Genomic DNA, 21574 nt, shown 5'->3' with positions numbered 1-21574 from the left:
AATCCGGATCCTGAGCCACCTTTCAAGGTGGCTTTTTCGTTGGAAAAACGGCTGCGAATGACGCCCCGCAGTTCATTGCTGACGTGATCCGTTTAAGGGCATTAAAAGGAGTACTGTGGTGTGAGACGGCCTATCTTGGACCGCCAGCATAGACCGGAGGTCTATATGTCTTTCATCGACAAAACCATCTTCAACATCCGCTCCCGGCTTCCCGCCGTGAAACAGGAAGTCGATTCCCGGGCGGTGCCGGATGACGACCGAATCTTTCACACGCCATTTCAAACGGATGCACAGCTGCAGGAGGAATCTCCTGAGCAGATGCTGCGCAAAAAAACGAACCGTCTTTTGCTGCAAGCGGTCCTCAACAAAATCTCTGCCGCTTGAGCAAGCATCTGACCGGAGGTCTATATGTTTTCATTACTTGGCTACAAGCGTCAGTCCGAGTTCTGGCGTGATATGTGGGTGATGCTCCTCGAGCCGATTTCACAGATTCAACCCATCGAATCCAGTCTCGATCCACCACTCGCACCGACACCAAAAGCCCCACAGCCCAGCTCCGAAGCACCTGCTGTCAACGACAAGGTGTGACAGCACCACACGGAGACGCAGCGAGCCCGTAGCTCGCGCGTGTCAGTCCGGAGGTCTATATGTCAGTAAACCGCATCCCATCTTCATTCCTGAAGGTTTGGAGAACAGTCAGACGAGTCTTCGCCAGAGGCGAGCCACTCCCCAGTCCACCCAACATCGAGCAGTGCGGACCTCCTGAAAAAAACAAGCGGAGGCAAAAAGAGAAGCAATCGCGCATGCACCATAGCTATCGTTACTGGTAGCTACAGTGCTCGACAGTCCTCCCACGATTTCGTGGTTTCATTTTCAACAGCCACCTTCCGAGGTGGCTTTTTGGTGCACGGAGATCTCGAGATGTGAGTGTTCGGCCAGCATGCGACATGCATGTGCCTTCCCCCGCAGGGCTCTAACGGGGCCATCCGGTGTGACCACTCGATCAGGTACGGCAGTTCAGGAATGGGCCTGGGCTGGCGGCAATCAGGAGCACGGCGCTTGCGTCTTGGCGACAGTGACCACACCAGATGGTTCTACCTCCTTTGGTGTAAGACGAGCTCCTATTGATCGCCCTAAACGCGTCATGCAGAATTCGACCCCATCTACCTGTTACGCCGGGCCTGGGATATCTCCCCCTCCCTTTCTGACCTCTCCCCAGGCGCGACCCGAAAGGTCGCCGGCTCTTTATTCAAGCCCGCAGCAAACGCCAGCGGGCTTTCTTTTGTCATCACCAGCGCTTGCGAAAGACACTGAGTGTTGATCAGTGAAATGCCTAGAGTGCGCCCCACACTTCAACGAGGCCAACCAAGTGAAACAGCCCAATCACAAGACAGATGCCAGATGACACCAGCCAGAAAGTCTGCGTGTTTGCAGGGAACACCGGTTTGAGAAGTGGAAAAGCAACCGCCCGCGCCAGATACACGGCACAGATAGCTGTGAGAGCGAGTTTGGTTAGCGGCAAGGGCTCAATGATGCCAGCTCCGGCCAATGCGTAACCCGCGCAAATGAACCAAATCATTGCGATGAAAAGCGTTATCAGTGCTGGCCTAGGCTTTCCTTGCTCGGCAGCTCGGACCATCCGCTCACTCGCTCCCATCACCCGGTAGGCGGGAGCGCCCATTGCGATACACGCCAAGTGTGCTACTGCGGCAAACGCGCTCAGTGCACCGCCAACGACTAGCGCCACGATCCCAAACTCGACATGGCTCCCCCATTAACTCTGATGATCTGTCAGCATAACAAGTCGCCATTGCCGAATGAGCACCACAGTTTCAGCGATGCGATGAAGACTTGATCGCCAGATCTCCACAAAACACACTGCTTCTCACCTAACGCCCGCAGCAATCGCTTGCGGGCTTTTTCTTTGCCTACAGGAGACCAAGCATTCGACTCCATCCAGATCCCACACCACAAAGCTGCTGCCCGCCGCGCAATGGGCTCTCACCGGCTTCGGCCTCTTCTGCCTAGTCGGTGCGGCCGTGATCATGGCGCTCACGCCCGAAGCCTGGCCCCTCTATGCATTCAGCTTTGATAGCTGCGCGCGATTATTGAACAGGAGATCCTCATGCTCAAGACGATTGTTGACTCCGCGCTAGTCATCGTTGGCGCCCTGCTTATCGTGGCCTGGCTGACTGTGCCTGATGCCCAAGCCGATGACCCCCAAAGCATCACCCCAAGCCTGCGCGACGAGTTCGCCTTCCCGGGCATGCACGCCGAGTGGCTGGACGGCAAGACTGTGCAATGCCTGAAAGTGCCGCCGTGACTTCGGCACCCACCTGTTTCCATCCGCCACCGATTCGGTGGCTTTTTCTTTTCTGGAGCTATGCCGCTCAAGGGCAACCGCACGACCGATAGCCGCCAACATCGTGTTAAGTCACAGTCTGTCGGCGCGAGCACTGCGCAATCACAGCCAGGAAGCTAGCAGTACTTCGAGATTCGACCGTATTTTCCCAAGCGCCTCTCTGAAGCGCGCCCCTTCCTCGGCCAGCTTCTCGTGGTCAGGCTCTTGCTGGCTTCTTAGGGCCGTCAAATGTTGATCCAACTTTGCGTGCTGCTTGGCGGCCTGCTCTAAAAGCATCTCGGCTTCTGCTTGATCTGCGGCGTTTGCACTCGCCTTCTGCGCACGCTTCATCAGCACATCGATGTGATTCAGATCAGCTTCGGACTCGCGTATGTGTCTTTCAGCCATTTGCTCAATCGTTTCCATGACCAGCTCCTAGCTGGGGACCAGTGCGTTGAGAACCACGTCAATTTGACCGAAATCTCGCTCCTAAAAGAGCAAAGTAGTCAGATCTACCGTGCCGGCGCCATCACCCCAATATGTAAAGTACCGCATGTCCTCAACCCACAACAAGCTGCACGTTATCCATGACATGAGCCGCAACGCTCAAGCCCCAGTACTCAGCGGCCGCAACCGCCAACTTTTAAATCTGAACGGCCCGTCATTGAGCGGGCTTCGTCATTTCAGGAGTCCATAGGTTCACGAGAATGACCATTTGGCCTACGCATTTCAGGCGCCGACATCATGCAAGCACTAGTGGCGGCCAAGAACCGCAGCGTCAAGGGCAGAGTTGTGGTCGACAAGAAGCGCAACAAAGGCAAGACCAGCAAAAAGGCCATGGTCTTTGTCACCAGCAACGGCGTCGATTCAAGAACCAACGACCACTTTCACATTCATCACGACAAAGTCATCATCGTTGACGGCTCTACCGCAGAAACAGGCTCATTCAACTTTGCACCGTCTGCTGAAACAGCCAACTCAGAGAAAGTCGTTGTCATTCGCGACATGCCTGAAGTTGCGAAGCAGTACATCGCTCACTGGCAGTCACGCTGGGATCTCGGAAAGCCCTATCCGCCCATCGACTTGCTGCCACCTACCCATCTTTACCTGAAGCCCGCACCTGCGGGCTTTTTCTATTTCTGGAGTCTCAATGTTCAAGAGCATGAACATTTCCCACCTGAGCACCAACACCCCAGCCCGCCGCCGCGGGCTTTTTCATTCCGAATGACCTCATGCCAGGAGGGAAGAAGCGTAAGCTGGAGGCCATGTCACGGAGGAGCGAACATGACGAGCAATGCTTCAGTAACCGTACAGACATATCGCTACGAACTGTTGCCAAGCAACCTTCACGCTGATTGGAAAATCATCGTTGACAGGGTTCGCGCAGCCTATGACAAGAAGCCGGAATCGGCGATACAGCTGGAAAACGCTCGACAGCACGGGTTCGGCTTTGTGCGCGCACTCGCGGCAGCTGGACTAGTGACGGTAGCTGGCAAGGCAGACCTGATGGAGCTATTGCTATACCCCAGGTCATCCTGTTGAGTACCGGGATTCCCAGTCCGTAGACGGCTCTGCCCTTTGGCACCTGAGCTCATCCAATGCGCATAGCTTTTCGGGCGGGCCAGCGCCCCCGTGCGCAATACGGCTCGCGGCTCACTACTAACTGAGCTGAAGCTGGCCGGCACGACCAGTCACGACCTATCCACCCATCAACAGCCCGCCAATAAGCAGGCTTTTTGCTATCTGGAGCCCTATGCCTACTCCTCAATTCCTACAGCACAACCAAAATGGCTTTGCATGCCTGCCTGCACCTCGCTTCATCGCCGGTTGCTCACCGATCGAAGGACCCATCAATGAATGACACGCTCAACACCATCACCAGCACCATTGCCAGTGAGTTTTCAGATGTCCCAGACGCTGCCCAAGCGACAAGAATCGTGGTTCGCCTGTTTCTGGCGGCCGTCCTGGGTGGGCTCCTCGGCTGGCAACGCGAGGCCAACGGAAAAGCTGCTGGCTTGCGCACCCATATGCTGGTGGCAATGGGATCATCTTTGGTCGTGCTGGTGTCGCTACAGTCTGGTGTGGATACAGCGAATGCTGCACGAGTAGTGCAAGGGGTCATCACTGGCGTCGGCTTTCTCGGTGCCGGGGCGATCCTTAAATCTGATGGCGAGAATTCAGCACCTCATGTAAAGGGCCTGACTACTGCCGCCGGACTTTGGCTCACGGCTGCCATCGGCGTATGCGCAGGACTCGGTGAAGAGGCAACAGCAGTCATCAGCACAATCTTTGCGCTTCTTATCCTGAGCGTGATTCCCATGCTGACAAAAAACAGCCAATCCAGACAGACGACGAAATCAGAATAGTCTCCAAAGGAGGTGCAGGCCGCACATCGGCCTCGCCAGCCACCAAAACTCACAGCCCGCAATAGCGGGCTTTTCTCATTCCGCGGAGAACAGGTACCAACAGATGTATCGGAGACTAAGCCGCATCGTGCGCAACGCCCCAGACGACTGCATGCGGCTTCAGCGAAGCGCAAACAGGGCCGCCGTCTCCCATCGTCCCTTGAACGCGTGCCTCAATGACTCCTCCAGAGGAGAGCACGGCGTCGACGACTTCCTGGGGAATAGACGCCAGCTTCAGCTTGGCGCGACGAGTCCAGGGCGAGCCCGCCTGCCCCGCAAGGGTGCCGGAATTGATGTAAACGAAACGTTCGGAAGATGGGCCCTGCGCGAACTCACCCAGGAAATTGACTGCGCCCGTTGCGAGGGGTGATCCCAAGCGAAGCGAGAACTCGAATCGAAGAGGCTCCTGCTGGCCGTCCAATGGATCGAGCAAGTCCGACTTGCCGCGCTGCACGGCGAACCAAACTTCAGGTGGGGCATCGACCACCAGTATTCGTATACGAACGGACTGCGCGGAGTTTGCTTTGCTCATGACGACAAACTGCTTTCACTGCTGGATTTCAACGGTCTCCAAAGGCTCTGACTGTACATGCGTAAAGATGTCATGCAACTGCCAGTTGGAGCAGGCCGTCCGGATACCGCTTATCGAACTGCAGCACTCCCAGTTGCATAACGGACATCTGCGCATGACGGAAGCCGGCCGGCTGCTCTACGAGCGCACCGTGCCCTTTATCGACACTTTGCTCTCCACGCAGGATGAACTTGGTGCGGTACAGAGCGAACTGCGTAGTCCTTTGAAGATGTGCATGCCGGGCGAGGCGCCAAGGCTGCTTGCTCCCGTCCTCGCCGAATTCTGTAGCCTCCATCCGGGGATCAAGCTCGAATGCGATACCCGAATGACCGGACTGGAAGTGCTTCGAGAAGACCTCGACCTTTCTATCGTCTTCCACCGAGGTCACCAGGAGGACCGCGCTTTCATCACACGCGAAGTCGCCACACTGCCCAGCATCGTGGTTGCCGCCGCGTCCCTGCTGACCAAGACAGGTATGCCACGCCATGTGCGTGGACTGAAGTCTCTGCCCTGCATCATCACCCTCAGTGCGCTGAAGGGGCAGCCCTGGCAGCTTCAGGATGCTGCGGGCGACATCGTCAAGGTACCGGTTCGCAGCCGCTACCGCGTCAAAAGCGGAGAACTGGCCGTGGCAGGCGCACGGCAAGGCATAGGATTTGCGATTGTGGCGGCCTATCCCTGCCAGGAAGACCTCGCTGCAGGCCGATTGCAGTAGTTGCCACTGAACCTGCGCCCCACGCCATTGCAATTGCAGGGAGCGTACAGCCATCGCCATTCCGTGACGGGGCGTGTCAGGGCGCTGCTGAAACGGATACAAGTGCGCCTGGCTGCCTCGGCAAAAGTACTGATGACCGGCCTCATCCAGCGCCATTGACGGCTGGCAGCGGCCTCGCCCGGCCCGACTATCATGCTCAGCGTGGGGATGGCAGTGCGAAGGCAGCAAGCGCAGCTGCAGGTTCATGCACCAGCCAAAGTCCCAAAATTCCCCCTCGGCCTGTTCACCATGCAACTTCCCATCCACATCGTTGACGCATTCACATCCGTCCAGTTCAAAGGCAACCAAGCTGCGGTTGTCTTGCTGGAAGATTGGCTCGCGGAGCCCACACTCCAGGCCATCGCAACGGAAAACAACCTCTCCGAAACCTCCTTCCTGGTTTGGAGCCCTGCGCGAAATGCCTTTGAGATCCGGTGGTTCTCTCCGCTCAAGGAAATCGCATTTTGTGGCCACGCAACGCTGGCCAGTGCATTTGTTCTCTTTGAGGCCGACCCACAACTGCGCAACATAACGTTCTGGGCCGCGGCAGTCGGCGATGTCACAGCAGCAAGAGAGCACACTGGGCGTATCGTCATGACCTTCCCACGCCGAGATGCACGCCCCTTGGGCGAGGTTCCAGCTGCCCTTCTTGAGGGTCTAAGCCCCTCACCCGACCATGTCTGGGTGAATCAACAGGCTTATATGGCTGTCTATACGTCCGAAGCTGGCGTGCGGTCGGTCAAACCCAACCTAGAACTGCTCGAATCTTTGGGCCCATTGGACGTGGTGGTTACGGCACCTGCGGACGTGGGTGCTCCCTACGATTTTGTCAGCCGCTATTTCTGGCCTGCAAACGGCGGGGATGAAGATCCGGTGACCGGCTCCATACACGCAGCACTTGCTCCATACTGGTCCGAGAAACTCCATAAGAAGGTCCTGATTGCGCACCAGGCATCACAGCGCACAGGCACCCTGTTTTGCGAGGTGACCGATTCAAACGTCAAAGTGGCCGGTCACTGTGCTCGTTATTTGACAGGCACTATCACAATCTAGGTGCGCCAGTTTGGAGTGGTGGCTTGGCAACTCGCCTGTGGACATAGGTTGAAGCAGTTGATCTCCAACTTCTGCTCGCGGTCAGAAGCCGCCGCTGGGACTGAATTCCAAACTCAAGTCCACTCAAGTATTGGGAGGCATCGCCAGCGACAGCTTTCGTCTGAATTTAACTGTCCCTCAAAATATGCGCATCTCCGTCTCCTCCATCATCGCAAAGCCAACTGCTGTGCTTTTCTGGCTTTCTCAGGACTACGCACGCAGACTCGAATGGGATAGATATCTTTGCGAGGCATACCTCATTGGGGGCCATCAAACTGCGGCGGTTGGCATCAAGTCTCATTGCAAGAATCGAAGTGGCTCAGTGATTGAGTCGAAGTACATATCGTTTTCTCCCCCTACGCACGCAGCGGTCCTAATGACCAAGGGGCCATGGATCCTTAGCAATTTCGGTGGGACGTGGCGCTTTAAACCACTGCAGGACGGAAAGACAGAAGTTTGCTTCATCTACAACTTTAAGGCCCGTCCTGCGCTTCCAGGATGGATCATTGAACCATTGATCGCTGTGTTCTACCGCAGAGATATGCAGCGTCGTTTGGATGCTTTCACGAAGTGGGCTCAAGCTATAGAGTAGCCCCCATTTGACGTACTCCAGTATCCCCCACTTCACTTGTATTCGGAGTCCGACCTCAATGATTGCTCAGGGTCGAACCAGTCCGTCGCTGCAATCAAAAGCGGCCACGGCGTTCAACGGCTGGTGTCAGTGATTACCGCCATTCAGGTCCTGGCTCCTGAATGACTCAGTTCAGCCAGATTCGCATTTGAGAGTTTCTGGCAAATTGCAGGCCAGTGTGTTTGCACCTGACGCATCTCTTCTGAGTGGAAATCAACAGCGTGGGGATTCAGAGATCCACATGGGCAGCGAGCAAGCGAGTCTTCAGAGATTCAGCGGCAGGACTAAGCACACGCCCTCGCTTCTTTATCAAGCCCAAAGTGCGCCACAACTGAGGCTCGGTCAGCGGCACACCACGGAGCTTCGGATGACTCTCTGGCAGTGCAAGCTGCGGAATGGCTGCCATGCCCAACCCGGCCTCTACAAGAGCGAGTGCGCCGGTGACATGGTTGCATTCGTACCAGGCCATTGGCTGATCCGGCAAGCCCGCCATGACTTGGTCCAAAAGCAGGCGGTTACTGCTCTGATGCGATACCGATACGAGGCGCTCTCCGGCGAGTTCGGTCCATGCAATCTCTGAGCGACATGCCCATGCATGACTGTGCAGCATCGCCAACACGTATCGCTCACGCGTCCAGGTCTCGAATTGGATTCCGGGCTCCTGGCTTCCAGTAAAGCTCACGCCGAAATCTGCTCGACCGCGTACTACGGCATCCAGGACATGGCTTGCATTCTCATCAATGACATGGACTTGAACTTCCGGGTACTCGGCAGCAAAGGCACGCAGTGCATTAGGCAGGAGATGGTTTGCAACCGATGGGATGCAAGCCACCGTCACCGATCCCCGACGAGGCAGGGTCTGATCGTTAACCCGCTGCACTGCAGTCTCAAGGCCCTCTAACGCAGCACGCGCTTCAGTGAGGAACTCCTGGCCAATTGCGGTCAGCTGAACGTGTCTGGTTGTGCGCTCAAGCAGCTTGGTTCCCAAAGCATCTTCCAGGCGCTCAATTCTTCGACTCAACGCCGGCGCTGATAGGCAAAGACGCTCTGCAGCGATGCGAAAGCTTGAATTCTCAGCAGTGGCTACAAAGGCCTGCAACTCGGAGATGTCGAATTTAATGCGCTCCATGCAATAGTCTACCCATATCTTGCAATTTACAGAATAGTCCCTGAAATTTACGATGGCCGCTTGCACAGAGTTGATTACGACTCGACCAGGAGACAACATGCAAAGACGCCCTCTCGTCCTGGCTGCCGCATTGGCAGCCTGCCTGCCGCCTGCCGGCGCCTACGCCCAGGAATTCCCACCCAAACGGCCCGTCACCATGGTGGTCGGCTTTGCCGCCGGTGGCTCAGCGGACATCGCGGCACGCATCATTGCCAAGAAACTCGGCGAAAACATCGGCCAAAGCGTGGTCGTAGATAACAAACCTGGCGCAGGTGGCAACCTGGCACATGCCCAGGTAGCTCATGGGGCCACAGATGGCTCCGTCTTGTTGTTTGGCTCCATAGGCCCCTTGAGCATCTCACCTCACTTCATGAAAGTGAGCTACGACCCTCTCAAAGATCTCGCCCCCATCACCATGGGCGTGACCTTTCCCAATGTTCTTGTCGTGCCTGCAAGCAAAGGCATCAAAACCTTGGGAGAGTTTGTCGCTGCGGCCAAACGCGAACCGGGCAAGTTGGACTTTGCCTCCACGGGCCCCGGCTCTGCAGCTCACCTGGCGGGAGAATTGCTGAACGACATTGCCAAGATCGATACGGTTCACATTCCCTACAAGGGCGGAGCACCGGCTTTGCAGGACGTGCTGGGAGGACGCGTGGGCTCTTTCTATGCTGCGCCGCCTACGGCACTGCCGCATATCGAGTCCGGCAAGCTCATTCCGCTCGCGACCACCGGTCTGACACGCCCAGCCTACCTGCCCAATGTACCCACCGTTGCAGAGTCCTATCCCGGCTTCAATGCCACCAATTGGTATGCGTTCGTTGCGCCTGGAAAAACACCCAAACCATTGCTGGACAGATGGAACATTGAACTCGTAAAGGTGCTGAATGCGCCTGAGGTTCGGGCGAACCTGCTCAAGCACGGTCAAACTGCGGCCCCTACCTCGCGTGAAGAACTAGCCAAATTCATTTCGACAGAGAATGAAAAGTGGAGCCGCATCATCCGTGAACGAAAAATCACGGCAGATTGACTGAGTTGCCAGCCGACTGAGATTGCCAAGGCCCATCGCAAACAAGGGGTCTGCGGAGTCGGCCACTGAACTCAGAGGCTGCCGCTCAGTTCCGTCGCAAGGCGGCTTGCAGGACTGGATAGCTTCGATGCTAGTGCCACTGGCCCTTGATCCAGAACCAGTTGCCCAGCTCTCCGCGCCATATCCAACGACCAGGAGCCCAAACAATGGGTCGGGCTCGGTGCCGGCGGTCTGTTTTCAACGATGCTCTGCAGCATGGGAGGCACTGTACTCGCCAAGCAGTGGCCTTTATGCCAAACCCACTGGTCTCACTCCCAGCGCCAGCACCGGTTCACCCAATGCCACCGAAGCGACGGCGGTGCGCCTCGCTCTTCGATGATGACTCAGGCATCACGCGCTCTTGGACATGAACCACCGCTAGCCGTGAATGTCGCTCGGGAGCCACGACGCCCCCCGATCAACCGAGTACCGACATCAGTCCCAGAGAGAGCAATCCAACCGAGAAGACCTTCTTGAGCCTCTTTCGCCGACCTCACTTGCTGTAGAACAGTCACGCCTATTCTGCAGGTTGCTTGACGCGTCGGCGGCAAGTAAAGCGGCCGTCGCGACAGCCACACCTGCAAGCGCACCAGGCCAACCAAAAAAGCCTCGGCACGGTGACCGAGGCTTGGGAATTAGCGCCAGGGATCAAGCCATCTTTCAGTGCTTCAGCCTGAACCCAGCGACACGCACCTTGCGCTCGAGATATGGCAGCCAGATGGCAAAAAGCCCCGACCGTTTCCGATCAGGGCTTTAAGTGGTTGCGAGGGCCGGATTTGAACCAACGACCTTCGGGTTATGAGCCCGACGAGCTACCAGACTGCTCCACCTCGCGATATTCCGCGTCGGGGGCCGACCACCATTCCTAGGCGCCAGCTTCTTTCCCCGACCAAGGCATTCTAGCACATATGTATAAATTCACAGCATGAATCTTCATTCAGTGGCCTACACCATGACCAGAAAATGAACACAGCCCGCTGGCGTACCAAGCGGGCTGTGTTCATTGCAACCTGAGAAGCTTACTTTTTGGCCGCGTCGTGAATCGCTTCCTTCAAGTCACCGGCTTTCTTCTGGGCAGTGCCTTGAACCTGTTTCGCGATGCCCTTGGCTTCCTGTTCAGGGCTGTCAACGAGTTCACCAAACTTCTGCTGAACCTTACCTGCTGCGTCCTTCAACGTGCCCTTGACTTGATCAGTATTCATGATGTTCTCCTTATGAACAAGGCCACGAACTGCGGCCTTGGTTCAAAGGTAAACGCTATGAAGGTTGACTGCCGTGGGACTAGCTTGGGCATCTTTGTGGTAGATACCCTTACACGTTATCAATTGCTCACAACGGTAATTCCAAACCAAAGTTCCAGCGGGTACACGCGGGCCAGAGCACTGCTGAATCGATGCCAGCGAGAGCATCGCGACCAGGCAGCCACACGTTGCGAAAAAGATCACGCACGAAATGGCGAGATGAACAGGCTGGATGACCAGGACCGAGCGCAACCATCCGCAGGCAAGCGTGGGAGCCACGGGAAAGACGGTAGGGGCTCAAAGCTGACCGATGATTTGAGGAGTGAGCCACGCGCATATGACCGATATAACCGCGAAAGCAGCGCCAGCTCCTGGACGAGATCAGCGCTCAAACCAGCGCCTGGCGCGCAGGGCATTGGTTTGAGTAGAGTGAGCCAATGACACGCATCAACATCACCGAAATATGGGAGCCGCACGGCTACAAGGTCGAACACATTGAACGGGCATGGGTGCACCCAGCGCAATGTTTATGGGCCTGACGGCGTGCTGCCGATTGAAGATGCTGAGTACATTCAGGAAACAGAAGCGCTGCGCGACCTCGGCCTCATCGATTAACCCATGCCCGCCCTGAGCGGGCTTTTTATAGCCACCCTTTAGGTAGCTTTATTGTGTCTGCAGATTCTGAAACGTGAGCGTTTGGGCAGCCTGCGGCATGCTTATACCCTGCCCGCCCGGCCAGACGGACCATTCGTAATATCCTGGGCGCCTTGCATACAGAGCTGCAGTTTGTTTCAATCTCGGCTTGATAGCTGCGAAGGAGGCGGCTCGATTTGAATTTATTGAAGAAGCACAGAATCAGTTTGTCAGCGGTGACTGCCGCCTTTGTGTTAGGAGCATGCGGTCAAAAAGTGGAGGTTCCACCTGCACATGTTGGCAAGATCATGACCAAAGATGGCTATCAGGAAAGCTTGATCCCCACGTCCAAATTTCGCTTAGGCCAGTGCTGGGCATACTGTGACCGCCTGGTCTTGCTGGATGTATCAGACAAGGCCTATCAGGAGAGCATGAACATCTTCATACCTGAAGATAAGCTGAATCTGGAAGTGACCATCCGCGCGACCTTAAGCATTAATCCAAAGAAAACGGCGGAGCTGTTCAATGCTGTCGCACCGACAGAGGTGACGGGAGATATCTCCACTATTGCAAACGAGCAGGTGTATCGCACCTATGCCAGTCAAATCATTCAAGCCGAGGTACGCGAATACCTGAGCAAGCTCTCTATCAGTGAAATCGCTTCGAGCAATGAAAAGATCAACTCTGACTTGCGGGCACAACTTGGCAAGGCCATCGAATCGTTGACCCCCTTCTCTGTTCGCTTTGTGGGCATCACCAATCTGAAGTACCCCAAAATCATCACGGATGCGCAGGAGTCCGCTGCAGAGCGCCGCGAAGCGATCCAAAAAGAAGAAGCTCAATTGGCGATCTCCAAAGCGCAGTTAGAGCGCGAATTGCAGGAAGCCCGTCTGCAGCGAGCGATTGACAAGGAAAAGGCGGAAACGGAAGCCATGTCTCAAACAGTGCTGGCTCAATCCGTAGACAGTCGGGTTCTTCAGTTGCGCAAGCTGGAAAATGATCGTGCCTGGATCGAAAAGTGGAATGGTCAATTACCCACCACAACGTTGGGTGATGCGGTTCCCATGGTGAGTATTGGCAAATGACGCTGCTCTTCAACCTTCTGCCTTTCATGATCGTGGCAGCAGGTCTTGGCTTGAGTTGGAGGCTAAAGAAGGTTTGGATCCTGCCGGCAACAGTAGCGATCCTGTTTGTGTATTTCCAGGCACAGCCCTCATACCTGCCCAAAGGCGCTGCCACTCGCTCAGAGCTTCCTGCATTCCCTGAGTCCGAAGCAAAAATTGAGGACCGCCTCAGCAAGCCTGTTTCTGGCGACGAGCGGGACCAGCGCATGAGGGATGCTGTACAGAAAGGCTTGGATTTCAAGCAGCAGCACTGACCCAGTCACTCGCTCAGCAAAAGCGCCTCAAATGAGGCGCTTTTTTTATCAACCAAAGATGGCACTCACCTCGAAGACGAGAACGTGGGCAATTAGCCAGCATCCGGCAACTATGGCGCACCTCCGCAAAGCGGAGTGGGGCCATCCTGCGAGACGACTGGAGCAGGTGGGGCCGCTTAGGAGTGCGCCAAGGCGACGGCCGATTGAGAGCGCGCGTCGTGAGCGACAGCGGCCACGCCAGACAGCGCATCACCACTTTTAGGTAAGCCGAACTCGTCTTGTTTGCCCCAGAGGCCTCAAGCAGAATTCGACGCAATCCAACAGTTTTGCCGAGCCTGGGCCTTCCCTCCCTCAACCAAATTCCCCAGGCATGACCCGCAAGGTCGTCGGCGCTCTATCCAAGTCCGCAGCAGCCGCTCGCGGGCTTTTTCTTTGTCCAAATGAAATTCCACGCACGCCACTCGCAACCACCAACAATTCATGGCCCTTGCAGCACAGCCTGGGTCATAGAGATGGTTGCTTGCTATTGATAGATATGTGCCACGAAGCGATTCATGACACATCGCGCAAAGGCAAGAAGGAGAAACGGGAGTTCAAGGACGCGGCCAAACCGGGCCGCGCCGACTGGATCGGCACGGTGCCGAGAAGGCCTGTCCATCTTTGCCGGCTCTGCTGGTCACTCAGGCCAAGCCATAGCGCATGGTTGGATCACCCTGGAGCCGTCGGCAGGCTTCTCCTTTGAGCCAAGCCCTGAACCAGAACTGAAAACCAGGACCAAGGCGCCTTGCTGCAAACTGTTGCAGATCGGATATCACTTGACGCATTCCAACCTGACATCCTGGCAGCACTCCTTGGCCGCTCCACGGCCTTCATCCAGCCCAGTCAGCCCGTGATTCAGAACCTCTCCCAGTCGTCCAATGAACCGCTCAACGCTACGGGCTCCTTGGGCGCCCGGGCAGGTGCCGCGGCAGGCGCCAGCATCGTGGCCTTGGTGACAGCGCGTGGCATGGCAGATGTACGAGCTGACGCAGCAGGTGCCTTCGCCTGTCGCTGCGTCACCGTCACGGACGCGCTTGGGCGAACGGGAGCAGCAGTGTCAACGACTGCCCCACCCAAACGAAAGACCCTGACCAGCTCGACCAGACGCGCTGCCTGGCTGCTGAGACTGTCGGCAGCGGCAGAGGATTCCTCTACCAAGGCAGCATTCTGCTGCGTGACCTGGTCCAACTGGTTCACTGCAACATTGACCTGGGAGATGCCCTGTACCTGCTCTTGCGTGGCCGCGCCCACCTCGTCCAGGAGTTCGGCGACGCGCCGAGCCTGCTCGACGACTTCCTGCATGGTTGCGCCAGCCTGATCCACCTGATGGGCGCCGGCGTCAACTTTGGACACGCTTTCACCGATCAGGTCCTTGATTTCCCTGGCAGCCTGTGCCGAGCGATGGGCCAGGGTGCGAACCTCACTGGCGACCACGGCAAAACCACGCCCCTGCTCACCGGCCCGGGCCGCTTCCACTGCAGCATTGAGGGCCAGAATATTGGTCTGAAAGGCAATGGAGTCGATGACACCGATGATGTCGCTAATGCGGCGCGAACTGGCAGTGATGTCTTCCATGGTGCGCACGACCTGACGCACCACCTCACCACCACGGCCTGCCGTCGAGCTGGCGGCATTTGCGAGCTGAGCGGCCGTGCGCACGGTGTCGGCATTCTGGCGCACCGTGGAATTCATCTCTTCCATCGACGCCGCAGTCTCCTCAAGGTTGGACGCTTGCTCTTCGGTTCGCTGGCTCAGGTCTGTGTTGCCTGTCGCAATCTGGTTTGCACCTGTTGCAATGGATTCGCTGCTGGCCCGCACCTCGCCCACGATCTGAGCCAAACGGCCGCGCATCTGGTCCATGGCAGCCAGCACACTGGTTTCGTCGCCCACGCGGCGCTCCACATTCACAGCCAAATTGCCCTGAGCCACCTGTTGCGCGATCTGCACGGCATACGCCGGCTCGCCGCCAAGCTGCCCCCTGACACGGCGCGTGATAGCCCAGGCCACCGTCACCCCCAACACAGCTGAAAGCAGGGACAGAATCAGCAATGCGGCGCTGGCAGCCATCACATCCTTGGCTGAGGACTCGGCTGTTGCGGAGGTCATTCGCCGCTGGTAGGCGATCATTTCATCCAGGGCTTCGAGATACTGGCGCTGCAGCTGACGCTGCTCGCCCAGGATCAGGTCGCGTGCGCCCTCCTGATCATTGTCCAGGCCCATCTGTGCCGACTTGTCCAGGGCCGCAATATAAGCGGGACGCAATTGCTCCACTTTTTGCATGTGGACACGCAACTCAGCCGATTTCAGGTTGGTACGCAGTCGCTCAATCACTCCCGCGGCATGCTTGCGCACACTGGTGTAGCGTGCGTGCTCTTCGGCAACCTGAGCTGGGTCTGTCAGCAGGGCCAAGTTGCGCACTTGGCGCTCGATAAGGCCGATATCGTCTCGCAACTCCTGCAACAGCAGCATATTGGCCACACGCTCCTGCGAAAGCACCTGGACTTCCTCGCCGACCTGTACCAACTCCAGCCGAGCATAAGCAGCGACCAGGAAGCCAATCAAGATCACAGTTGCAAATCCAAAGGCAAGCATGCTGCTCAGTTTCATATCTTTCAAAAAGCCCATAGCCATCCTTTATTGAAAATAGAAAACAATCTACGTTATTTAAAATAACGTGTCTTTATGTATCTTTTGTAACCAAATAGAGATAGCACATCTTGTCTCATAGGTGATACATCAACCGTCCATGGTGACGGTGGGCTCTTTCCCATTTCAGACAATGTCAAGCGCAGGATGCGGCTTGCAACGCATCGGCTTATGCCAAGACGGCAGCCGGTCTTTGGGCGCAAGGGCCTGTTGAGCCCCTCAAAAAGGGGAGTCAGATGAAGAAGGCGCAGTGCTCCTACAGACCGAGGCAGGCCCAGCCCTCGCCTCGCTGCCGATCCTGGCTGACCCTTAGGCAGAGTCATGTGACTGGATACGCAAGCAAGCACCATGTCACCACACATGGAATTCGGAGCAGCTACACAGCCCGGCCAGAATCAAGTTCGCTTTCTCGATAAGCAGCTGCAAGCCACCAGGCAGTACCTCGGAGCCCGCCCCTGTGCGGGGTTCATCATCTCAGTAGCCCATAGAGGCAAGAACCCGCTCGAGACTCTAGACGCCCCGGGTGTCCACCATCCAGAGCGGCCAGAAAGCAAGACGCGCCGATTGGCGAAGCCACAGCCGGCCCGGCGTCAAGGAATGAGGAATTCCTACGGCTCTGGCTCGAGGTAACCGGCGTGCATGGACAGCGCCTTCATTGCATCAATGAGCTAGATGCATCGCGCGAGATGCCTGGAGTGCAGCACCGGAGCACAGGGCTACTCCTTGCCTGGCACACGTACGGTCTGGCCATGCCTGCGCTGGCCTGGAACTGCCCCCGAGCCTTGCTCCTCACAGACAGGGCAAATGCTCTATCGGCTTTGATTCATACGCTGCGCGAGGGAGGTGATGTAGACCGTGAATATGGGAAAGATCGTCATTCCACAGGTCGCCAGCAGCGCAGTACAGACTTTGCCCAGAGTTGTCTCGGGAACGATGCTGGAGCCCACGGAGGTGACCGTCATGGAAGCCCACCACAGCGCGTGCTCGATCATCGGCGCATGCGAATGCCGGCCAGCCAGGGCCCGTTTCCACAGCGCCGGATCGCCCGTTGCTTCCACATCTCTAGTGACGGATTGGGCCTGGCACACCCAAGCTGGTATATCTTTCACGCCCGATTCACACAGGAGGATGGCCTGCAAATGTCCAAACTCACGAGGCAGCCCCATGGCGTGTCCTGTGTGGAATGCGCCATGACCGCTCGGAGATGGCAATGCGTTACGCACTGCGGATTCCTTCAGTCTTGCCGAGTTGCGGCCAGGGATACCAGTCTTGCTGAACAGACGCCAAGATGCACATGAAAAAGCAGGATTGGCCGAGGCGGCGACTGAGGCGTACTTTACCCACGCCACTGCCTCTCGTGCCTTGTGCCGCTGGATGACCGATTCCATGAGCAATCGCGCACTCGCATATCGCGCCGGATGCAACCACAGTCAGCACACAATCGGACACCGATTTGAGTATGTGATTATTTGATCACTCCAAATGTGAAGAGCGTTTTCCTCAAACGATCCCAGAAAGTAGAGCAGTCATGAAAATCTGTCTGCCAATGCTTGCTGTTGCAATTCCAATATCTGTTCCCCCCTTGACCCAGGCAGCCAGTGGAAGCATCCATTTCGTCGGCTCGATCTCGGCCACTTTGCATTAGGCCGTGTGAGACATGGAAGCTCTCCAGAGATTACAAGCAATGTCCAAGACTAAAGCCTGGAGGGTTCATGGCAAGCAGCCGGTGCAAGCGCTTGAGCCCTATGCAACTGTAATGACCACCGTTTTTTCTACGCCCTCCTCCGTCACCGCAACCGAAGAGCGATATGACGTGCCCTGTTGTTTGGCATGGAGAATGCCCTGGAGGTCTATGCCCCGACCTGCAAGCTCTTTGCTGGCGGAAGCGGGTAGAAGCTGAGCCAGAATATTCACCGCGAATAAAGGGACTCCAAAGCTGTTTTCCAAGGTTCCGGCCACGTATTTTTCCACCGTGATTTTTGACACAAGACGTTTCCTAAAGATGGTGAGTAAACCAGCGTAATATTTTCAGCGGGAAGTCGTCGCCCCTGTTGAATGCTTGCTGACTTAAGTCAACACAGCCATGCATCTCCTCGAAATCAGCGCGTTGAACTGTTCGGCGATATTGGTGCTGACTCATCTTCATGGTTCCTCCCACCTTGATCGAGAGTGTTTAGACACATGCTTGTCATCTGGCGGTGAAGCGAGCCATGCCATGCAAGAGTCAGTTGCAGTCTGAGGCTTTGTGCCTGGCTACTCTCATTAAAAAGTGAGCTTCTCACGTATTGTTTATATAAATTTCACTATGAAAAGTACCTGAAGTCTTTTCTAGTCATACGCTACACGCTCACTTTTTGATGTCCATGGCCTTGCGGCGAGTGTAGATTTCCTGTCTGCTCTATCAAGGCACCGTTGACGCCTGGCGTCGCGCGCGCAATTGCTCCAGCGTGACCAATGCGGCGAAGACAGGCCTCGCGTGCACCGAACAGCAAGGCTGACTCGCTAGATGCTCTTTCAAGTTCACCCGAAGACAGCCACTCTGTCCGAGTCCCCAACGCCTTGAAAAGTGAGTCATCGCACGTCCCCCTTTTCGGCAGGAATTTGCGCAGCTGCATCCCCTCCCGATCATTCATGCTGCGCTGCAGTAGCCCCGCTTAGGCGGCATGGTTAGACTGCGTTTCCAGTCACTTCTCGGTTCTCGATTTCAAACCACATGTCCCACACACCCTCAAGCTCCAATCTTGCTGCACCAGTGGTGAAGCTTCGCATGCGTGTGATGGCAGATGACATCATTGCCATTGGCCCCGGAAAGATCGAGCTCCTGGAAGCCATCAACGACACAAAATCCATCGCTGCGGCGGCCAAATCCCTGGGCATGTCCTACCGCCGGGCCTGGCTGCTGGTCGATGGCATCAATCAGGCGCTGAAGACCCCCGCGGTGGTCACATCAACCGGCGGCTCTCATGGCGGCGGTACCGCGCTCACCGAAACAGGCCATCAGGTCGTCGCCTTGTATCGGCGCATCGAGCAGCATGCTCTCAAGGCCTGTGAAGCCGATTTGGACCAGCTAGTCGCCATGGTCCGCAGCAGCCAGGCGGGCTGACAACGCCGTCGCCGGCATGCCGCGGCATCGTGCACAACCCGGACGGGCCTCATGCAAAGCATGCGCCCATTGCATTGGGCCCGATCACTTCAGCATGAACTTCACAGCACAGCGCCGCCCCTGCAGCACGGCAACAGGACGCTGAACGCTTCGAACCATGCTCGGCGGCCCCGGTAGCAAACCGCATCACAAGTGTTCATCCCGGCATTGGGAGCAAAGCTCAACGCTTCGTAATATATACTGAGATATAACGAAAGCCGACCTGGCAGATTGCATCTGCCGGGCGTGCAGCGACTTGTTCTGCACTCCGCTGCTCCAGCCTCCCGAACCCTTGCGCTTACGTGAATTGAGATCCATATGGGCAGCGAAAAACTCAGCCTCGAAGAGCGACTGCAGGTGCTGGAAATACTGTTGGAGGAGTCCATATGGGGACTTCACCTCGACCGACCGGAGCAACGCAAGGCCATTGCATCGGCGCTCTACACGCGCCTTGAAGTGGCCGGCCGGCATCAGGCGTACCCTGCAGGCGTGGCCGCTGCCTTGTATGAGCATGCCGATGCGCTGTCCGAGCTGGACAATACGCCTGACCCGCTCAAGCCTCTGTTACGTCCCTTGATCCGATATTCAGGGGCTGATGACTGAATGCTGCCTCCTGAAAGATATGCGCCAGCTGTCACAGCCCTGCGAAGGCAGACATCCGTTCGAGAAGATGCGCGCTCCATGCGCCAGGACATGATCAACCCGCTGGCACCAATCACCGTTCATGGGCTGGTTCGACCACCCCGTTCCTTGTTCGTATTCCACAACGATCATGTCGAGTAGAGGGCTCTAGTGCAGCAAGATCAGATTTCCTACCTGCTGGCCCTCCATCGGCAGCAGGACTGGGCGGCCGCAGCCGCCGCATGTCAACTCTCTCAAGCCCAGCTGAAAAAAGCAGTGGCAGGCGTCGAACGCGAATACGGCTGTGCCCTGGTCAAGACAGGGGCAGTTTTTCGCGGGTTCACGGTGGAAGGCGAGAAGGTTGTTGCCTGGGCGCAAAACTTGTCCGAAGCGCTTTCCACGCTCAAGCAGGTATTTGCCGCTTCAAATAGCAGGAAGGCGATTGCCCCTCTCCTGGAGCGACGCTCCATTTCGCCGAAGCGGCTTGAGGCACCGGGACCAGATCGCCAAGAGATCGACCTGATGATCGAAGCTGCACTCAGCGCACCAGATCATGGCGGCTTGCACCCTTGGCGTGTGCTTGTATTTCCCGCTGATTCCCGCGCGAAGCTGGCAGATTTGTTTGAACAGGAGAAGCTCAGGCGCGACCCTCTGGCGTCCCCTGAGGATATCAAGCGTGCCCGCGAGCACGCCACGCGCAGCCCAGCCTTGCTGGCTTTCGTCATATCGCCCAAGCTGCGCATGCGAGTGCCGGAGCGTGAGCAATGCCTGGCAGCCGGCTGCGCACTGAGTAACCTCCTGAATGCAGCACATCAGCTCGGCTATGGCGCCATCATGCTCAGCGGTGAACGCTGCTTCGACTCCTTGCTCTGCACGGAACTGGGGGTCGAGTCCACGGAGTATCTGGCAGGATTCATCAGCCTGGGCAGTGTTGCTGTGACCCCGCCGCCGCGAAAGCCTGCCATGCTCGATGCGGTAAGAGCCGTCTGGGGCCCGGGCGTGTCAGAGCCGGCCCAGCGCAACGGCTGCCGCGATTCAATGCCCAGCACAGCAGTTACCGAGTCGCAAAAGCCTCACTGAGCTTTGTGCAACCTCCCCGAAAGTACATGCCGCAAACAGGTTTCCAAGCGAAGTAAACGCGGCCATGCGAGCAACGCTGGCAGGAGAAATGAAAACAGGCCTCAACCTGTTTTCGCAATTGGCCGCTCGAACTTCCGGAGCAAGAAGAACGCCAGCGCGGCCAGCCCGGCCAGCACCAGGGACAGCGCATTCGCACAGTCTGCTTCCGACCCCAGCACATGGTTGTAGACAGCCAGCGACAGTGTTTCGGTGCGCCCGCTGATATTGCCTCCCAGCATCAGCGAAATACCGACCTCTCCCATCGACCGCCCGGCGGCCAGCACCAGGCCAGCCAAGATGCCAAGCCTGCCCAGCGGCAACTCGATCTTGATGATCACTTGCCAAGGTCGTGCCCCCAGCGTCGCAGCCACCTCACGCAATGAGTCATCCATTTCGGCGAAGGCAGCTTGAGCAGGTTTGACCATCAGCGGCAGGCCAGCGACCACCGCAGCGATGACCAGGCCTGTTTCACTGAAGACCCAATGTGGTCTCCAATCCTGCGGCAACCAGGCCAGCAGCCAGCCCTCTCTCCCGAGCAATAGCAGCAGTACATAGCCAATGACGATCGGCGGAAAGACCAGGGGCAAGGTCACCAGTGCATCGAGCAAGGCCTTGCCGCGAAAGCTGCAACGGGCCAGAACCCAGGCCAGCGGGACGCCAAGCGCCAGTTGCAGCAGCACGCTCTAACCCATCACTTTCAGAGTGAGCGGAAAGGACGTCCAGGCAC

Annotated in this window: 21 protein-coding genes, 1 tRNA gene and 1 pseudogene; 14 read left to right on the top strand and 9 right to left on the bottom strand. The window is 56.9% G+C overall.

Going from position 1 to position 21574, the window contains the following annotated elements; all coding sequences use genetic code 11:
• Positions 1-165: 165 nt before the first annotated feature.
• The 3 genes from FSY59_RS27005 to FSY59_RS26990 all read left to right on the top strand — a co-directional run bounded on the left by FSY59_RS27005 (position 166) and on the right by FSY59_RS26990 (position 2323).
• Positions 166-384 (top strand): hypothetical protein, encoded by a 219-nt coding sequence (locus FSY59_RS27005; protein ID WP_148730017.1) that lies wholly within the window; start codon positions 166-168, stop codon positions 382-384.
• Positions 385-408: 24 nt separating this feature from the next.
• Positions 409-588 carry a hypothetical protein gene (locus tag FSY59_RS27000; RefSeq protein WP_003053654.1) on the top strand — a complete coding sequence of 60 codons (180 nt, stop codon included), beginning with the start codon at positions 409-411 and terminating at the stop codon, positions 586-588.
• A 1537-nt stretch (positions 589-2125) separates the two neighbouring features.
• Positions 2126-2323, top strand: a complete 198-nt coding sequence (locus FSY59_RS26990) for a hypothetical protein (protein ID WP_148730016.1) — start codon at positions 2126-2128, stop codon at positions 2321-2323.
• 141 nt (positions 2324-2464) lie between these two features.
• Here FSY59_RS26990 and FSY59_RS26985 read toward each other — a convergent pair whose 3' ends face one another.
• Positions 2465-2767, bottom strand: coding sequence for a hypothetical protein (locus tag FSY59_RS26985; RefSeq protein ID WP_019042094.1), 303 nt, complete (start codon positions 2765-2767; stop codon positions 2465-2467).
• A gap of 318 nt (positions 2768-3085) precedes the next feature.
• Here FSY59_RS26985 and FSY59_RS27865 point away from each other — a divergent pair, with 318 nt between their 5' ends.
• Both FSY59_RS27865 and FSY59_RS26970 read left to right on the top strand, forming a co-directional pair.
• Positions 3086-3883, top strand: a complete 798-nt coding sequence (locus tag FSY59_RS27865) for a phospholipase D-like domain-containing protein (protein WP_255439799.1) — start codon at positions 3086-3088, stop codon at positions 3881-3883.
• A gap of 311 nt (positions 3884-4194) precedes the next feature.
• Positions 4195-4707: an MgtC/SapB family protein gene (locus FSY59_RS26970; protein ID WP_003053647.1), complete on the top strand. Its 513-nt coding sequence runs from the start codon at positions 4195-4197 to the stop codon at positions 4705-4707.
• 115 nt (positions 4708-4822) lie between these two features.
• Here FSY59_RS26970 and FSY59_RS26965 read toward each other — a convergent pair whose 3' ends face one another.
• Positions 4823-5278, bottom strand: a complete 456-nt coding sequence (locus tag FSY59_RS26965) for a DUF5990 family protein (protein ID WP_003053646.1) — start codon at positions 5276-5278, stop codon at positions 4823-4825.
• Here FSY59_RS26965 and FSY59_RS26960 point away from each other — a divergent pair.
• From FSY59_RS26960 to FSY59_RS26950, 3 genes and pseudogenes are all read left to right on the top strand, one after another.
• Positions 5277-6191: pseudogene (locus FSY59_RS26960) on the top strand (LysR substrate-binding domain-containing protein). The gene FSY59_RS26965 and the pseudogene FSY59_RS26960 sit on opposite strands and share 2 nt — an antisense overlap.
• 129 nt (positions 6192-6320) lie before the next feature.
• Complete coding sequence (locus FSY59_RS26955; RefSeq protein WP_029158295.1) at positions 6321-7124, top strand: PhzF family phenazine biosynthesis protein; 804 nt, start codon at positions 6321-6323, stop codon at positions 7122-7124.
• 184 nt (positions 7125-7308) lie between these two features.
• Positions 7309-7755, top strand: a complete 447-nt coding sequence (locus FSY59_RS26950) for an SRPBCC family protein (protein WP_043373811.1) — start codon at positions 7309-7311, stop codon at positions 7753-7755.
• Positions 7756-8023: 268 nt separating this feature from the next.
• On the opposite strand, the gene FSY59_RS26945 is transcribed toward FSY59_RS26950, so the two are convergent.
• Positions 8024-8923 (bottom strand): LysR family transcriptional regulator, encoded by a 900-nt coding sequence (locus FSY59_RS26945; RefSeq protein WP_019042099.1) that lies wholly within the window; start codon positions 8921-8923, stop codon positions 8024-8026.
• A gap of 97 nt (positions 8924-9020) precedes the next feature.
• Here FSY59_RS26945 and FSY59_RS26940 point away from each other — a divergent pair, with 97 nt between their 5' ends.
• A complete protein-coding gene (locus FSY59_RS26940) occupies positions 9021-9989 on the top strand; it encodes a tripartite tricarboxylate transporter substrate binding protein (RefSeq protein WP_003053639.1) in 969 nt (322 codons plus the stop codon).
• A gap of 797 nt (positions 9990-10786) precedes the next feature.
• Here the strand turns inward: FSY59_RS26940 and FSY59_RS26935 are convergent.
• Together FSY59_RS26935 and FSY59_RS26930 are read right to left on the bottom strand one after the other, a co-directional pair.
• Positions 10787-10863: transfer RNA gene (locus tag FSY59_RS26935), tRNA-Met, on the bottom strand.
• A gap of 184 nt (positions 10864-11047) precedes the next feature.
• A complete protein-coding gene (locus FSY59_RS26930; RefSeq protein WP_003053637.1) occupies positions 11048-11230 on the bottom strand; it encodes a CsbD family protein in 183 nt (60 codons plus the stop codon).
• An 869-nt stretch (positions 11231-12099) separates the two neighbouring features.
• Here FSY59_RS26930 and FSY59_RS26925 point away from each other — a divergent pair.
• On the top strand, positions 12100-12987 hold the full coding sequence (locus FSY59_RS26925) for an SPFH domain-containing protein (RefSeq protein WP_003053633.1): 888 nt from the start codon (positions 12100-12102) through the stop codon (positions 12985-12987).
• Positions 12984-13280 (top strand): hypothetical protein, encoded by a 297-nt coding sequence (locus tag FSY59_RS26920; RefSeq protein WP_003053630.1) that lies wholly within the window; start codon positions 12984-12986, stop codon positions 13278-13280. The genes FSY59_RS26925 and FSY59_RS26920 overlap by 4 nt, the downstream gene beginning before the upstream one ends.
• A gap of 894 nt (positions 13281-14174) precedes the next feature.
• On the opposite strand, the gene FSY59_RS26915 is transcribed toward FSY59_RS26920, so the two are convergent.
• The 3 genes from FSY59_RS26915 to FSY59_RS26905 all read right to left on the bottom strand — a co-directional run bounded on the left by FSY59_RS26915 (position 14175) and on the right by FSY59_RS26905 (position 17951).
• Complete coding sequence (locus FSY59_RS26915) at positions 14175-15944, bottom strand: methyl-accepting chemotaxis protein (RefSeq protein ID WP_029158296.1); 1770 nt, start codon at positions 15942-15944, stop codon at positions 14175-14177.
• Between the two features lie 830 nt (positions 15945-16774).
• The gene (locus tag FSY59_RS27860; protein ID WP_255439798.1) at positions 16775-17353 is read right to left on the bottom strand and encodes a potassium channel family protein; all 579 of its coding nucleotides are present in this window, start codon (positions 17351-17353) and stop codon (positions 16775-16777) included.
• A gap of 355 nt (positions 17354-17708) precedes the next feature.
• Complete coding sequence (locus FSY59_RS26905; protein ID WP_043373825.1) at positions 17709-17951, bottom strand: hypothetical protein; 243 nt, start codon at positions 17949-17951, stop codon at positions 17709-17711.
• Between the two features lie 781 nt (positions 17952-18732).
• On the opposite strand from FSY59_RS26905, the gene FSY59_RS26900 reads away from it, so the two are divergent.
• The 3 genes from FSY59_RS26900 to FSY59_RS26890 all read left to right on the top strand — a co-directional run bounded on the left by FSY59_RS26900 (position 18733) and on the right by FSY59_RS26890 (position 20808).
• Positions 18733-19068 carry a winged helix-turn-helix domain-containing protein gene (locus FSY59_RS26900; protein ID WP_003053625.1) on the top strand — a complete coding sequence of 112 codons (336 nt, stop codon included), beginning with the start codon at positions 18733-18735 and terminating at the stop codon, positions 19066-19068.
• Positions 19069-19425: 357 nt separating this feature from the next.
• On the top strand, positions 19426-19710 hold the full coding sequence (locus tag FSY59_RS26895; RefSeq protein ID WP_148730015.1) for a hypothetical protein: 285 nt from the start codon (positions 19426-19428) through the stop codon (positions 19708-19710).
• A gap of 189 nt (positions 19711-19899) precedes the next feature.
• Complete coding sequence (locus FSY59_RS26890; protein ID WP_148730014.1) at positions 19900-20808, top strand: nitroreductase; 909 nt, start codon at positions 19900-19902, stop codon at positions 20806-20808.
• A 101-nt stretch (positions 20809-20909) separates the two neighbouring features.
• Here the strand turns inward: FSY59_RS26890 and modB are convergent, their stop codons facing one another.
• Positions 20910-21527, bottom strand: coding sequence for a molybdate ABC transporter permease subunit (gene modB / locus FSY59_RS26885; RefSeq protein WP_255439797.1), 618 nt, complete (start codon positions 21525-21527; stop codon positions 20910-20912).
• Positions 21528-21574 lie beyond the last annotated feature (47 nt).

Source organism: Comamonas sp. Z3 (assembly GCF_008121565.1).
In the GTDB taxonomy this organism is placed as follows: domain Bacteria; phylum Pseudomonadota; class Gammaproteobacteria; order Burkholderiales; family Burkholderiaceae_C; genus Comamonas; species Comamonas brasiliensis.
This window is presented reverse-complemented; position numbering and strand designations above follow the sequence as displayed.